The 16,207-nt window shown below is 56.9% G+C and carries 6 protein-coding genes; all 6 read left to right on the forward strand.

What is annotated here, in order from left to right:
* The coding region (locus B9Z39_RS13700; RefSeq protein WP_108302081.1) for a VCBS domain-containing protein at window positions 1-5,855 on the forward strand (5,855 nt) is incomplete at its 5' end.
* 159 nt (window positions 5,856-6,014) lie between these two features.
* Window positions 6,015-7,640: an efflux transporter outer membrane subunit gene (locus tag B9Z39_RS13705; protein WP_100147753.1), complete on the forward strand. Its 1,626-nt coding sequence runs from the start codon at window positions 6,015-6,017 to the stop codon at window positions 7,638-7,640.
* Window positions 7,637-12,091, forward strand: coding sequence for a peptidase domain-containing ABC transporter (locus tag B9Z39_RS13710; protein ID WP_108302082.1), 4,455 nt, complete (start codon window positions 7,637-7,639; stop codon window positions 12,089-12,091). Before B9Z39_RS13705 ends, B9Z39_RS13710 begins: the two co-directional genes overlap by 4 nt.
* Before the next feature lie 36 nt (window positions 12,092-12,127).
* Window positions 12,128-13,324, forward strand: a complete 1,197-nt coding sequence (locus B9Z39_RS13715; RefSeq protein ID WP_108302083.1) for an HlyD family efflux transporter periplasmic adaptor subunit — start codon at window positions 12,128-12,130, stop codon at window positions 13,322-13,324.
* Window positions 13,324-15,009 carry a LuxR C-terminal-related transcriptional regulator gene (locus B9Z39_RS13720; protein WP_108302084.1) on the forward strand — a complete coding sequence of 562 codons (1,686 nt, stop codon included), beginning with the start codon at window positions 13,324-13,326 and terminating at the stop codon, window positions 15,007-15,009. Before B9Z39_RS13715 ends, B9Z39_RS13720 begins: the two co-directional genes overlap by 1 nt.
* Window positions 15,010-15,019: 10 nt before the next feature.
* On the forward strand, window positions 15,020-16,207 hold the full coding sequence (locus tag B9Z39_RS13725; RefSeq protein WP_199221217.1) for an ABC transporter substrate-binding protein: 1,188 nt from the start codon (window positions 15,020-15,022) through the stop codon (window positions 16,205-16,207).

Below are 16,207 nucleotides of genomic sequence, written 5' to 3' on the forward strand. Positions count from 1 at the left end.
CCGGCACCCTCAGCGCCACCGACGTGGACAGTAGCGCAGCCTTCGTTGCCCAGACCAATGTGGCGGGTAACAACGGCTATGGTCAATTCAGCATCGGTGCTGACGGTCAGTGGACCTACACCGCCAATAGCGCACACAACGAGTTTGTGGGTGGCCAGACTTATACCGACAGCTTCACGGTAGCGACAGCAGACGGCACCTCGCAGGTCATCACGGTCAGCATGACTGGCAGCAATGATGCAGCGGTTATCACAGGTACCAGCACCGCCAGCCTGACTGAAACAAACGCCGCGGCCTCTTTGAGCACCACAGGCTCACTCTCTGCAACGGACGTTGACAGCAACGCGGCCTTCGTTGCGCAGACTGGTGTGGCTGGTAACAACGGCTACGGGCAATTCAGTATCGGCACCAATGGCGCCTGGACGTACACAGCCAATACCGCGCACAACGAGTTCGTAGGCGGACAGACCTACACCGACAGTTTCACGGTCGCGACGGCGGATGGCACCTCGCAGGTCATCACGGTCAGCATGACTGGCAGCAATGATGCAGCAGTCATCACCGGAACCAGCACGGCGAGCTTGACGGAGACAAACGCAGCAGCATCCTTGAGCACCACGGGCTCACTGTCTGCAACAGACGTTGACAGTAACGCGGCCTTCGTCGCCCAGAGCAATGTGGCCGGTAACAACGGCTACGGCCAGTTCAGCATTGGCAGCGATGGTGCTTGGACGTATACGGCCAACAGCGCGCACAACGAGTTCGTCGGTGGTCAGACTTATACCGACAGCTTTACAGTGGCAACAGCCGATGGCACTAGCCAAGTGATCACGGTCAGCATGACGGGCAGCAACGATGCGGCGGTCATCACAGGTACCAGCACTGCCAGCCCGACCGAGACCAACAGTGCAGCTTCGCTCTCCACAACCGGCACGTTGAGTGCCACGGACGTGGACAGCAGTGCAGCCTTCGTCGCACAAACCGCTGTGACCGGTAGTAACGGCTACGGCCAGTTCAGCATTGGCACCAACGGCGCTTGGACCTACACGGCCAACAGCGCGCACAACGAGTTTGTGGGTGGCCAGACTTATACGGATAGCTTCACGGTGGCGACGGCGGATGGCACCTCGCAGGTCATTACCGTCAGCATGACGGGTTCGAACGACGCCGCGGTGATCACCGGAACCAGTACCGCCAGCTTGACGGAAACAAACGCAGCAGCTTCTTTGAGTACAACTGGTACTTTGAGTGCCACGGACGTGGACAGCAGTGCAGCCTTCGTCGCACAAACCGCGGTGGCAGGCAGCAACGGTTATGGTCAGTTCAGCATTGGCACCAACGGCTCTTGGACCTACACGGCTAACAGCGCGCACAACGAGTTTGTCGGTGGTCAGACCTATACCGACAGCTTCACGGTCGCGACGGCAGATGGCACCAGCCAAGTGATCACGGTGAGCATGACGGGTTCGAACGACGCAGCGGTGATCACCGGAACCAGCACCGCCAGCCTGACTGAGACCAACAGCGCAGCCTCGCTCTCCACAACCGGCACATTGAGTGCTACCGATGTAGACAGTAGTGCAGCCTTTGTTGCGCAGAGCAATGTGGCCGGTAACAACGGCTACGGCCAGTTCAGCATCGGCACCAACGGCGCCTGGACGTATACCGCCAACAATGCGCACAACGAATTCGTCGGTGGTCAGACATATACGGATAGCTTCACGGTGGCGACGGCTGACGGAACAAGTCAAGTGATCACCGTCACGATGACCGGTACGAACGATGCTGCGGTGATTACCGGAACCAGCACGGCCAGCTTGACGGAAACAAACGCAGCAGCTTCGCTCTCAACTACAGGCACATTGAGTGCCACGGACGTGGACAGCAGTGCGTTGTTTGTCGCCCAAACAGCGGTCGCAGGCAGTAATGGCTACGGTCAATTCAGCATCGGCGCCAACGGCGCCTGGACCTACACCGCCAACAGTGCGCACAACGAGTTTGTCGGTGGTCAGACCTACACTGACAGCTTTACGGTGGCGACGGCGGATGGCACAAGTCAAGTGATCACCGTCACGATGACCGGCACAAACGATGCCGCGGTGATCACCGGCACCAGCACGGCGAGCTTGACGGAGACAAACGCAGCAGCATCCTTGAGCACCACAGGCTCACTGTCTGCAACAGACGTTGACAGTAGCGCGGCCTTCGTCGCCCAGAGCAATGTGGCCGGTAACAACGGCTACGGCCAGTTCAGCATTGGCACCAATGGCGCTTGGACCTACACCGCCAACAACGCCCACAACGAGTTTGTCGGTGGTCAGACCTACACCGATAGCTTCACGGTGGCGACAGCGGATGGCACGAGCCAAGTGATCACCGTCACGATGACCGGTACGAACGATGCCGCGGTGATCACCGGAACCAGTACCGCCAGCTTGACGGAAACAAACGCAGCAGCTTCGCTCTCAACTACAGGCACATTGAGTGCCACGGACGTGGACAGCAGTGCGTTGTTTGTCGCCCAAACAGCGGTCGCAGGCAGTAATGGCTACGGTCAATTCAGCATCGGCGCCAACGGCGCCTGGACCTACACCGCCAACAGTGCGCACAACGAGTTTGTCGGTGGTCAGACCTACACTGACAGCTTTACGGTGGCGACGGCGGATGGCACAAGTCAAGTGATCACCGTCACGATGACCGGCACAAACGATGCCGCGGTGATCACCGGCACCAGCACAGCAAGCCTCACAGAAACAAACGCCGCGGCCTCTTTGAGTACAACGGGTACGTTGTCCGCCACGGATGTGGACAGCAGCGCCGCCTTCGTGGCGCAAACCGCTGTGACCGGTAGTAACGGTTACGGTCAATTCAGCATCGGCACCAATGGCGCCTGGACGTACACAGCCAATACCGCGCACAACGAGTTCGTAGGCGGACAGACCTACACCGACAGTTTCACGGTCGCGACGGCGGATGGCACCAGTCAAGTGATCACAGTCAGCATGACCGGCAGCAATGATGCAGCAGTCATCACAGGCACCAGCGCGGCGAGTTTGACCGAGACCAACAGTGCAGCCTCTTTGAGTACAACGGGTTCGTTGTCTGCGACAGACGTCGACAGCAGCGCATTGTTCGTTGCTCAAACAGGCGTAGCCGGCAGCAACGGTTATGGTCAGTTCAGCATCGGCACCAACGGCGCCTGGACCTACACCGCCAACAGTGCGCACAACGAGTTTGTGGGTGGACAGACCTACACCGACAGCTTCACGGTCGCGACGGCGGATGGCACAAGTCAAGTGATCACCGTCACGATGACCGGCACGAACGATGCCGCGGTGATCACCGGCACCAGCACAGCAAGCCTCACAGAAACAAACGCAGCAGCATCCTTGAGCACCACGGGCTCACTGTCTGCAACAGACGTTGACAGTAACGCGGCCTTCGTCGCCCAGAGCAATGTCGCTGGTAACAACGGCTACGGCCAATTCAGCATCGGCACCAACGGCGCTTGGACCTACACCGCCAACAACGCCCACAACGAGTTTGTCGCTGGGCAGACTTACACCGACAGCTTCACGGTCGCGACAGCAGACGGAACAAGTCAAGTGATCACCGTCACGATGACCGGTACCAACGACGCGCCCGTGCTCACTGCCAACGCCACACATCTGGCGTATACCGAAAACGCAGCAGCCGCTGCCATCAACCCTGGCATCACCGCCACAGACGTCGACAACACCGTACTGACCGGTGCAACGGTCAGCATCACTGCAGGTTTGACCACGGGTGACATGCTGAGTTTCACCAATCAAAACGGCATCGTGGGCAGTTACAACCAGACCACAGGGGTATTGACGCTTTCGGGGTCCGCCACCGTGGCGCAATACCAAACTGCGTTGAGTTCAGTCAGCTACGCATCGCTCAACGACAACCCCACCAGCGTGTCTGCAACACGCACCATTGGTTGGGTAGTGAACGATGGCACTGCCAATTCGAGCACCGCTACCAGCACCATCGATGTGACCGCCGTCAACGATGCGCCGGTGGCGAATACACAAAACCTGATCGTCGCTCCCGGAAAAATCTTGTTCATGGCTGCCGACATCGACAATGCCACGCTGTCACTCAACACCCCATTTGCCAGCGCATTTGGCAGCCCATCGGTGGGCACGGGTGGTTATTTTGAGTTGACCCCCACCCAACAAACCAGTGCCGTGACTGGCACCTTGCAAGTCAGCGATGGCACCGCCAACACCAACGTCCTCGCGATGAGTTTGGGCACCAGTGGTGCCGACAGCTTTGACCAAAGTGCGAGTTCAAGTGCCAACGCCTTGTTTGGCTTTGCTGGCATCGACACCCTCAAAGGCGGCTCTGGTGCCGACATGCTGGTGGGTGGTGCAGGCGCCGATACCCTCACAGGTGGTGCAGGGGCTGACACCTTTGCCTATGCCTCGGGAGATACCGCACTCACGATTGGCGGCACCAACATGAACGGCACGATCACGGGTTACGACGTGATCACCGACTTCGCGTCGGGCACCGACAAGCTGATGTTGCCCGGCACACCGTTTATTCCAGCCAACGCAACGGTCAATGGCACCAATTCAACCTTAAAGGTCAACACCAACACCACGGTCGCATCGCACAAAATCACCGACGGCATCATCCAATTTGATGACAACAACACATTCGCCGCGCCCGTGGCGTTGACAACCATTGGCGATGTTGCTGCGGTGGTGCAATATTTGCGAGCCAACGACTTGGGCAATGCCGGTGCCACGGTGGCTTTCACCGCCACCATCAGTTCTGTCACCCATACCTATATCTACACCCAAGTGGGGGCAACGCCCAGCGCGACAAACGACCTTTTGATTGATCTGTCTGGGGTCAGCAACATCACGGGTTTGTCTGCCTTGATCAGCAATGGCACGCTGGCAGCCAGCACGGACTATTTGGTTGCCACCTCGGGCAACGACACCTTGACCGGTGACAGCGGCCTTTCAGACACGGTCAGTTACTCTGCTGCAACCTCGGGCGTGACGATGAACTTGTCTGTCGCCACGGCGCAGACCACGGGCGGCTCAGGCAGTGACACCGTCACGGGGATGGAGAACGTGGTGGGCTCTGCCTTCGCCGACACCCTGACAGGCAACGCATCCAACAACTTGTTGATCGGTGGTGCGGGTAACGACACCTTGTCGGGCGGCGGTGGCAATGACATATTGATCGGTGGGCAGGGCGTAGACACCCTCACGGGGGGAACCGGCGCCGACACATTCAAGTACAACACCCTGACCGATTTGCCGACTTTGTCGTCGGGTTCCAAAGAACTGATCACCGATTTCAACAGTGCCGTCGATGGTGACAAACTGGACTTCGGCACCTTGTTGAACAACTTGTCCAGTTCTGCGGGTACTTTGTTGCAAAACACCATGACCATTGACTCGACAGATGGCGCCACCACACATTCAATATTGAATATCTTTGATGGCAACAACACCTATGTGTTGGACATTCAAAATGCCAACCCCAACAGCGGTGTCAACGGTGCTACCTATGTCGAGCTTGATTCGCAGAAGTTGTTACAAGGCACCAGCAACACCACCACGGCCAGCAATTGGTCTGACATTGTGGACATCAAAGGCACCTACCACGGTGTCTCGGCCACTGGCACCACACCTGTGGATGGGTGGGTCATCAAGGCGGCGTCCACACCCACGTGGGCGACTGGTTTATCGGTGGACAGTGCCTCGGGTTTTGCCGACACCTCAGGCAACACCACGGTGCAAATCGTGACCTCCGATGGAGTGACCCACAACATTGACAACGTTGACAAGATTATTTGGCATGCCTAGAGATAAGGTGTTATGTCTATCTATTCAGACTAACTTGAGTTAGTGTCTTTTTATTACCAAAAAATAAAATTTGAAAGTTATATAACTTGGCATAAAAGACCAAGTCCAGTATCATTCTGAGAATGAAAACAGCATGTTTCATGCCCCTTAATCGCTGATATGAAGGCACCGGGCGAATCACTCCTTCCAAGTGTTTTTAATAATAAGGTTCGCTGCAAACTAGTAATTAAACCTTTAATACTCACATTATTGTTTTCATTAATACAAGGTTGTTCTTCTTCTAAAATTGCTGACAATGCACCGCCTACAGGGCCCGAGTATGTTGGCTGGTTGCCAAAGACATTCAGCAGCCCACCTACCGAGGCTGTCTTGCCTGCCCCGAAAGAATTGTGGTGGCAAGACTTTCATAGCCAAGAACTCAACCAGCTGGTGGCGTTGGCGCTGACCAACAACTACGACTTGCGCATTGCCGTGGCGCGCGTGGCGCAAAGCAGGGCGCAGATTGATTCGGTCAAAGCGGCTCAGTCACCCACGGTGGATGTGACAGGGGGCTACCAGCGACAAGCACCTTTTCCGGCGGTGGGTTCGGCGGCCAGCAAAGCCGATTGGTACAGCCAAGGGACTTGGCAAATTGGTGCGATGGTGAATTACGAGGTTGACTTGTGGGGCCGCAAAGGTTTCAACACCGACGCGGCCTACGCGCAAGCCGTGGCCAGCGAGTTTTACAAAGAAGCCGTGGCGCTGACGTTGGTGGGCGATGTGACAGCCACCTACTTTCAGGTGGTGTCTACCGATGAGCGCATCGAGGTGGGCGAACGTAACCTCGAAACCATTTATGGCATCTCACGTGGCTTGCAGCAACGCGTGAGCAAGGGGGACGCCACCTTGATCGAGTTGTCGCAGCAATTGATTTTGCAAAGCAACACCGAGGCCTTGGTCACCAGCCTCAAGCTGCAACGCGAGCGGGCCTTCAACCGCTTGGCTGCTTTGTTGGGAACCACCGCATCGAGTTTAAAGATTCAAGCCAAATCGATTCAGAACTTGTCCATTCCCATCGCTTCGGCGGGCTTGCCTTCGGACTTGCTGTGTCGTCGCCCAGACATCAAGCGTGCTGAGGCCACTTTGCTGGCGGCGCAAGCTGACTTGTACGCTGCGCGGGCTAATTTATTTCCGTCCTTTGTGTTGTCGGGGCAGGGAGGCTATGGCAGCTACATGTTGTCAACGCTGACCAGCCCACAAAGTCTGTTCTACAACGTGTCATCCAATTTGGTGGCCCATGTGTTTGACGGTGGCAAACGCAAAGCAGATATTGAAATTGCCCAAGCTAAAAATATTGAACTGCTTGAGGCTTATGCCGGCACTGTGATCGCGTCGATGCGCGATGTTGAGGAAGCTTTGTCCAGCGTGGTGATGACCGACAAGAGCTACCAAACACTCAGCCAATCGCGCGCGCGGGGCAAGCAACTGGCGGCGATGACTTCCAAGGTGGTTGAGTTGGGTGGCATGGACTACATGCAGCTGTTCGAAATTCAACGCTCTGTGCTCGCTGCAGAGGATGCAGCCATCAGCGCGCGCCTGGACCAGTTGCGGGCTTCGGTCGATTTGTTCAAGTCGATTGGTGGTGGGCTCAAGCTGGGGCAAAGCCCATGCTACGGCGGAGGCAAGCTACCCAAGCCAGATGCCAGCTGGATCGAGGCTGCACGCAAGCTAGATGCCTCCAACGGTTCAATGGCGGCTGTCAATGCCCTGCAAGGTGTCGGTTCTGAGGCGACGGTCAAGCCATGAAATTCGTGCAAATGCTCATGAAATTTGTGTTCCGAGTTCTCTTGCGAATTCTGGAAGTGGCTTTGTTTTTGGCCATCTTGCCTTTGCGTTTGTTGTTTGCCTTGTGTGCGTTGCTGAGCCAGGGCGTGAGCGCCTTGTGTCGCTGGATGGCACACAACCCAGTCACTCGAACCTTGATGTTTGTATTGCGTCGTGTGAGCGCTGCCTGCGCCCACGGTGGGCAACGCCTGTGGGCTGTGCTGCCAACAGGCTTGCGCCAGGTCCTGCGTCCTCTGGTGTGGGTGGTGGGCTTTGTCTTTGTTGCCGTTTGGCGGATCTACCGTCTGACCGTCCATCTCTTTGCCGTCATGCTCAACGACATGGCGCAAGCGTTTCACGTGCGTGAGACCACGCCCACACAGGCGCCAGACCTTGGTTTTGTGGAGCACTTTCTGCTGGGCAAGCAGTGGCGCAAGTTCAAGCAGGAGATGGCTGATTTGATGGCCCGCTGGGACAAGATCCAACAATCGGGGCCTGCGCTGCAAGCCATTGAAACCTTGTCACCGTTTGGGCAAGAGCGCACGATCATCGTCATCTCCAGTATCTTGATCAACGTGTTGGCGTTGGCTTTGCCCTTGTTGATGTTGCAGTTGTACGACCGCATCTTGCCGCACCAGTCATTGGAGACATTGACGATCTTCTCGATTGCCGTTGCCGTGGCGATTGCTCTGGAGTCTTTGATCCGCATCATCCGCTCCTACATCACGGCTTGGATTTCTGCCCGCTTTGAACACCGCGCCATCATGGCCGTGGTGGATCGCATCATGGTGCAGCCTTTGCATGAGTTTGAACTCAAAGGCACAGGTGCCGTGATGGAAGACTTCAAATCGGTCTCGACACTCAAATACCACTACTCCGGTCAAACCTTTCAGCAATGGATGGATTTGCCATTTGTCTTTTTGTATGTGCTGATCTTGACCCTCATCAACGTGTGGGTCGGCCTGTTGTTGGTCTGCGGGTACAGCGTGTTCGTGTTTGTCACGTGGCGCAACGGCCGGCATGACCCGGAGCTGATCAAGCAACAAAAAGAAAGTGATTTGCGGCGTGGCAACTTCTTGAATGAAATTTTCAAGAACATCCACACGTTGAAGGCGATGACCATGGAGTCGCTCATGCTGCGCCGTTACGAGCGCTTGCAAGAGAGTTGCGCCAAGGTGATGCTGCGCATGACCTATGCCTTGGACATGTCGTCGGGCATTGGGCAAGTGTTCTCGTCCTTGATGACCGTGTTGATTGTGGCGCTCGGGGCTTTCTTGGTCACGCAGGGACGGCTCACCAACGGCGAGTTGGCGGCTTGTGTGTTGTTGGGCATGCGGTCTTTAGCCCCCTTGCAACGTTTGAGTGGCATGTGGAGCAAGTACCAGCAAGACGAGGTGCTGCGCGACCGCTTGGTGGCACTGTTGCAGCAGTCGGGTTTGAAACAGCCCCAGCAAGGGGGCGATCAAGCCTTAGAGGCCTTTCGTGGCAAGCCCATTGCGTTGGACATGCAGTCGGTGCGCTACAGCTTTCCCAAATCTGAAAATGCGTTGATTGCTGACTGCACCCTCTCCATTGCGGCGGGTGAATGCGTGATGGTGGAGGGCGAGAGTGGGGCCGGTCGCAGCATTTTGTTGCAACTGCTTGCTGGGGTATTGACCCCAGACTCTGGCCAGGTCTTGCTGGACCAACACGACCTGCGGGCTTTGGGCGTTGACGGTGCGTCCAGCTACATCGCCTATTTGCCGCAAAAGGCGGTGATGTTGGAGGGCTCGATCCTGGACAACATCACCTTGTTCGATCCATCGCGTACCGAGCTGGCTTTGCAGATTGCCACCGAACTCGGGCTGGACCGCTTTGTGGCCAAAATGCCGCGCGGCTGGGACTCGCCCATTGGCGACATGGCGACCGACTCGTTGCCTCCGGGCTACCAGCAACGCATTGCCATCGTGCGTGCGTTGTCGTCTAACCCCAGCATCATCTTGTTTGACGACGCCACCTCTGCCATGGACTCAGAGGGCGATGCCAACTTGCTCAAATACTTGGAGAAGGCGCGCAAAAACTTCACCATGGTGTTGGTCACGCAACGCCCTTCTTTTCGCAAACTGGCAGATCGCCGCGTGCGTTTGAGCCATGGCCACATTCAGGAGGTTGCGTTGACGGCCATGCCCGAAGGTGTGAGCGAGCGCTGGGGCGCCGAGCTTGAACCCGTCACACCCGGTGCCCTGCCAGTGGTGCAAAGCCCTGTGTTGCCAGCCCAGAGCCTGCGGGCGGCGAGTGCCAACTTCTTTGAATCGCACACCCAAAAAATGTTCTTGGATGCGCAGAAATGGGAAGACATCCATGACACCATCCAGTCGAACTTCAAAGAAGTCGATGACTTGTCCGACTGCTTGGCGCTGTTGCTCAAGCTGTTGAACGCACGAGACTCCGCACGTGAGGTGTCTGAGGCCTTGCCTTACTTCATGCAAAACCTGGATCTCACGGGTTTTCAAAACGCCATGGCGCAGTTGAGCTACAAGGTGTCGGAGTTGAACTGCCACCTGTCTGACATCGATCCACGGTCGGTGCCCTGCCTGTTCATTCCCGATCACGCACCTGCGTTTGTGGTGACAGGTTGTGTCGATGGTCAGATCCGGGTGGCGCGTAACCTGGAGACGCCGTCTGAACTGCTGCAAGACACGCATGTGCGCGGTCGTGCTTTGTTCTACGAATACGTCGAACGCAAACCCTCTGAGATTCGCTCGTGGGTGGCCCATGTGATGTTGCGCTTTACACCCATGATGGTCATGGCCACAGTGACCGCGTTGTTGTCGGGACTGGTGATGATGACCAGCTCGCTGTTCTTGACCGTGGTCTACAGCACCGTCATTCCAACCGGGGCGCAAGACACCTTGGCCTATCTGACCGTTGGCGCTGTGCTGGCGATTGCGGTGTCTTATTTCTTCATGCGCCATCGCGCCAAAATATTGGCCTTTGTGGCCGGGCGCATTGAATACATCTTCGGCACGGAAATTTTGAAACGTGTGCTGCAGATGGCGCCCAGCTACACCGAGCGTGCGTCAGTGAGTTCGCAGGTCACGCGCTTGCAGTCGTTCGATGCGATTCGCGATGTGTTCACCGGCCCTCTGGCATCGACGATTTTTGAGTCGCCCGCCACACTGGTGATTTTGGTGGGTCTGTCCATCATCAACCCGGTGGCGCTGTTGATCTTTGTGGCCATGGCTGCCATCTATGCGTTGCTCTATCGCCTGTTCTTGCACAAGACGCAAGACTTCGTGCTGGCCAGCAGCAAAGCCTCGTCACGACGCAACGCGTTTTTGATTGAGATGGTGTCCAAGATGCGCATCATCCATGAGTGCGGTGGCAGCTTGGTGTGGCGTGCGCGGTTACGTGACATTTCGGCCAACGCCACCATGGCTTCGTTCCATGCCGAGCAGCTCGCATCAATGCTGGTGGGCATTTCGTATTTCTTCATGATGCTTTCTGCCTTGCTGATCGTGGCCTTCACCACGCCGTTGGTGCTGTCGCAAACCTTGTCCTCAGGTGCGTTGATTGCTTCGATGATCTTGATGTGGCGCGTGCTCAGCCCCTTGCAAACCATTTTTGTCAACATGACGCGGGTCGAACGGGTGCGTGGTGCCGGAGAGCAAATCAATGCGTTGATGAAAATTGCGGGCGAGCGTCAAGACTATGCCGCGTCGCCCATTTCACGTGGTCTGCAAGGGCGTGTCGAGTTTTCACGGGTGTCATTTCGTTACTCCTTGAACCTGGACCCTGCTTTGGTGGGGGTTGATTTCCGAATTGAGCCCGGTGAGATGGTGGCCATTTCGGGCCCCAACGGCGGGGGCAAGTCCACCTTGTTCAAGTTGATGATGGCCATGTACCAGGCCCAGTCGGGTGGGGTGCTGGTCGATGGCGTGGACATTCGACAACTCGACCCCCTGGAGCTGCGCCGCCTGATTGGTTACGCACCCCAAGAGGCGCAGTTGTTTCGGGCCACGATTGCACAAAACTTGCGCCTGGCCCGCCCCGATGCCACCGACCAACAAATTCTCCAAGCGCTGGAAATGGCCGGTGCGCTGGACCAGGTGTTGGCCTTGCCCAGAGGGGTGGAGTACCGCGTCGGTGACAACACCAACTCCTTGCCGTCAAGCCTGAAGCAAAAAATATCGCTGGCCCGGGCCTACATCACGCGCGCGCCCATCATGCTGTTTGACGAACCTGGCAATGCGTTGGACGCTGCGGGGGACCGCTGCTTCACCGATGTGATGACGTCGCTCAAAGGCAAGTCCACCGTTCTCTTCATCAGCCACCGCCCCAGCCAAATTTTGTTGGCTGACACGCTGCTGGTGTTTGACAAAGGTTATTTGCGTGCCGCGGCGCCACCCGCAGAAATTTTGAAGCAGACCACCGTCACGGCGATCAAACCATGAGTGCGATGGACATGACACAAAGAACAAGGAGTCGCCATGCGTGATGCAAACCCCGAACATCCCAAGCTGGCGTTGGGCAATCGCTCGGACAACTATTTGGCCAAAGCCATTTTGTTGGAAGAAGCTGCCCCGCCGCGTTACATGGAAACCACGGTCAAGCTGGTCTTGTACGCCATCTTGGCGTTTGTGGTGTGGGCTTTGTTTGCCAGTCTCGATACGGTGACCACAGCCAGCGGGCAAATCATGCCCATTCAGTCGGTGCAAGTGGTGCAACACATCGATGGTGGGCGCATCAAGTCCATCGATGTGATCGATGGCCAAACCGTGACCAAAGGGCAGTTGCTGATCAGCTTCAACGAGGCTGAGCCAAATGCGGAATACGAAACCGTGGCCGCCAAATATTGGGCACTTTATGCGCGGGTCGAGCGTTTGCGGGCGTTATTGGCCAACCGTCCTGCCAATTTCAACGAGATTCCTGCGCAGTACAAAACCTTGGTGGAAGAGCAAAAGCACACGCTCAAAACCTCGCTGGATCAAATTGCCCAGCTGGAAAAAGAAATCACCATCCTTACCGAGATCAGCAAAATTCGAGGCGACTTGGCCAAAGACAAGCTGGCCACACGCGTGCAAGCCCTGGACGCGCAGCGCAACGTGAACCAGGTTCAGGCCGAGTTGTTGCGCTTTCGGCGTACCAATCTGGATGACTTGAACACCTCAGCCAGTGAACTGGCTCAGACCGAGGAGCAGCTTGGTAAATTGCGTGATCGCTTAGAGCGGCTGCAAATTGTGGCGCCCTCAGATGGCGTGGTGCAAGACTTGCGCTACCGAACGGTGGGCGGCGTGGTGACCCCGGGTGCCGTGCTCATGAACGTGGTGCCGGCCGACCGCAAATTGCAAGCTGAAGTTCGGGTGTCGCCCAGCGAGATTGGGTTTGTGCATGTGGGCCAAACCGCACGCGTAAAAATTGGCGCCTACGACTACATGCGCTACGGCACCTTGGATGGTTCGGTGTCGATGGTGTCGGCATTTAGCACCTTGGATGAACGTCAACAGCCTTACTTCAAAGTGATCGTGACCTTGCCCGCCACACACTTGGCCACCGCTCACCAGGTGCTCAGCATCGAGCCCGGCATGACGGTTCAAGCCGATGTGGTGACCGATCACCAGTCGGTGCTGCGCTATTTGTTACGTCCGATTTATGTGGCCTTCCAGCAGGGCATGCGTGAGCGCTGATGAGTGACAACGACGCATCCCTCAAGCCTGCATTGAGCCATCGGCAAATGCAGGTCTTGATGCTGCTGTCGCAAGGCAAGTCAAACAAGGAAATTGCGGCTGAACTGAGTATCAGCTATGGCACGGTGAAGCAGCATTTGTTCACCATTTTCAAAATCATCGGGGTGAGCAATCGCGCCAAGGCGACCATCATTGCCCGGCGCATGATTCAAAGTGAAGAAGGGCAGTCGGTGGCCCCGACAAGCCGATCACGTCACTTTGGTTATGTGGTGCGCACGGTCACGTCGGTGGCGGTGGTGGCCCCTGGCAGCTTGCCCAACCCTGTTGAAACGCTGGCCTTGCGGCATGTGTTTTTCAATGCCTTGCAAGAGCTGGCCACCCGTTTGAGCGATGCCTTTGATGGCCAGCTCATGCAGTTGCCCGATGGGGGGGTGTTGCTTTGGTTTGGTCATCCGGTGGCGCATGTGGATGACGCCGATCGCGCTGTTTATGTGGCTCAGTACCTGCAAGCGTGGATCAATCAGCAGCCCTATGTGCACGAACTCCGAGCGCATGCCAGCAACCAGGCAGGCAAACCCCTGGAGCGAGCTATTGGCGTTGGCATTGCCTCACACATCGAGTTTGTGGCCAACGGGTCGGAGCAATTGCGCGCTGCGGCGTGCTTTGCCATTGCCATTCAGCTGGCCCAGCATGCGGCGTTGGGCATGCATCCTTTGAGTGACCAGTTGACGCGCAAACTGGCGGCGTTGAGTGTGCCTTGGTTGGCGGTGAAGGCCGTGAGCCCGAACGCAGACAGCGCACCCAAAGCCTCAGAACATGTGTTTGCCCTGGGCACAGCGGCCATGCCGTTGCCCGATGTCAAAGACCGCTGGGGCGGTTTGCCCTTCCTGCATGACATTTGCCGTCTCGTGGAGTCGGGCTTGGCGCAGTGGGCATCGGTTGAGTCTTGGCCACCTGCTGTGGCTGCGTCGTTGATGGATGCCATGGGCAACACATGCCTGCTACAGGGCTTTACCTTGATTCGGTTACGACTGCCGCACTCCAGGCAGCGCGACCGCTTGCTGGAGTGTTTGTTTCAGCAAATTTCTTTTTCTCAACTCAAGCTGGATTTCGAGGACATACGTGCTTCTATGACGGCGGGAGAGCGCTTGGCCACGATGCTGATCAAGGCCGCCAACGCTGGGCCATTGATGCTGCAGGTGTATGGGTTGCAGTCTTTGGACATCATGCGCACTGTGTTGGGTGACAAGGGCATTGCGCGGTTGGTAGGGCACCGCATCTTCCTGGTCGTCACCAATTTGCAAGCCTTGGCCGATCAACAAATTTCTGTGCGGGTGCTGGGGCCTCGACCTGCCGAGGCGCCTTTGACGCGTGTCCACCACATGCAAGCGCCCAGCGTGGATGATGTGTCGCTGACCACGCGCAACAACTTGTTGGCGGTGTTGGACAATTTGTCGCCGGGTGCCTATGCCCTGATCACGCAAGCGGCACGGCAATCTAAGCAAGTGAGTTTTGACTTTTTACAAGAGAACCACATTCCTCGCCCGGTGCTGCAAGCGTCCATTCAAGAACTGTTGGCCATGGGCCTGATTGCGCCCAGTGTGAATGGTGGCTTTGAGTTTCGTGACCTGACAACCGTCAGCGCCATTCGAAGTTTGTCGGTGGACCTCACTGAGGATGCATGAGATGAAGAAGATGGTTCAAAAATCAATCGGTCTTGGCTTGCTGAGCTGCCTGCTCAGCGTGTGCTGGGCGGCGCCATCGGGTGGGGCGGCAGGCGCTCCAGTGCTGATTGGATTTGACGGTGCCTATGGTCAAAAGACCAATACAGCGCCGCAGTCGATCGAGTGGGGCATCCGTGCGGCGATGGCTGAAATCAATGCTGCGGGTGGCGTGCTCAATGGCCGTCCTTTGAGCTTGGTGACCACCGACAACAAAGGCGTGTCGGTACGCGGCAAAGACAACTTTGTGGAGTTGGCAGGACGCCAGGATTTGGTGGCTGTTTTAGAGGGCAAGTACAGCCCGGTCAGTGTGGAAGTTTTGCCCGACGCACACCGGCTCAAAGTGCCGCTGATCAGCGTGTGGGGGTCGGCCGATCAGATCACCGACCACAGCTACAAGCCTTCCTACAGCTTTCGGGTGTCTTTGAAAGACTCGTGGGGTGTGGAGACCATGATCAAGCGTCTGGCCCTCAAGTACAAGGCCGACAAGGCATGTGTCTTTTTGCCCAACACGTCGTGGGGACGGTCTTCGGAAGCAGTGATCAGGGCCAAGGCGGGGCAGTACAAAGTCGACTTCAACGTGGTGCGCTGGTACAACTGGGGCGATGTGAGTTTTGTCGAGCCCTACCGCGCTTGTTTGAGTGCTGGCAGCAAAGCCTTGATGTTTGTCGGCAATGAGAAAGAAGCGGCGCTGTTGCTGCGAGACGTGGCGTCACAACCCCCGCAGCTACGCTTGCCCATGGTCTCGCACTGGGGGGTGTCGGGCGGGGTGTTGCACGAGCTGGCGGGCGAGTACTTGGGGGACGTCACGTTCGACGTGATTCAAACCTTCACGTTTGTCAAAAACAACCGGCCCCGGGCCAAGTACCTGGGCGAATGGATTCGCAAGAACGGTGGCTTTCAGTCATTCACCGACATTCCCAGCCCGGTCGGTGCTGCACAAGCCTATGACACCGTGCATTTGCTGGCCATGGCGGTGAACAAGGCGCAATCGACGCAAGCTGTCAAAGTTCGCGATGCGCTGGAGAAACTGCCCGCCTTTGAGGGCGCGGTGAGACACTACACGCAGGCGTTCACGTCTGCTCGGCATGACGCGTTGGATGCGTCACAAGTCTTGTTTGTGAAGATGGACCGTTTGGGTCGCTTGATACCGATTGAATGA

The organism is Limnohabitans sp. JirII-29, assembly GCF_003063395.1.
Classification (GTDB): Bacteria; Pseudomonadota; Gammaproteobacteria; order Burkholderiales; family Burkholderiaceae_C; genus Limnohabitans.

Excerpts from the sequence above, each read along its gene's own strand:
- B9Z39_RS13705 (WP_100147753.1), top strand. The coding sequence starts at position 6,015 with ATGAAGGCACCGGGCGAATCACTCCTTCCAAGTGTTTTTAATAATAAG.
- B9Z39_RS13710 (WP_108302082.1), top strand. The coding sequence starts at position 7,637 with ATGAAATTCGTGCAAATGCTCATGAAATTTGTGTTCCGAGTTCTCTTG.
- B9Z39_RS13715 (WP_108302083.1), top strand. The coding sequence starts at position 12,128 with ATGCGTGATGCAAACCCCGAACATCCCAAGCTGGCGTTGGGCAATCGC.
- B9Z39_RS13720 (WP_108302084.1), top strand. The coding sequence starts at position 13,324 with ATGAGTGACAACGACGCATCCCTCAAGCCTGCATTGAGCCATCGGCAA.
- B9Z39_RS13725 (WP_199221217.1), top strand. The coding sequence starts at position 15,020 with ATGGTTCAAAAATCAATCGGTCTTGGCTTGCTGAGCTGCCTGCTCAGC.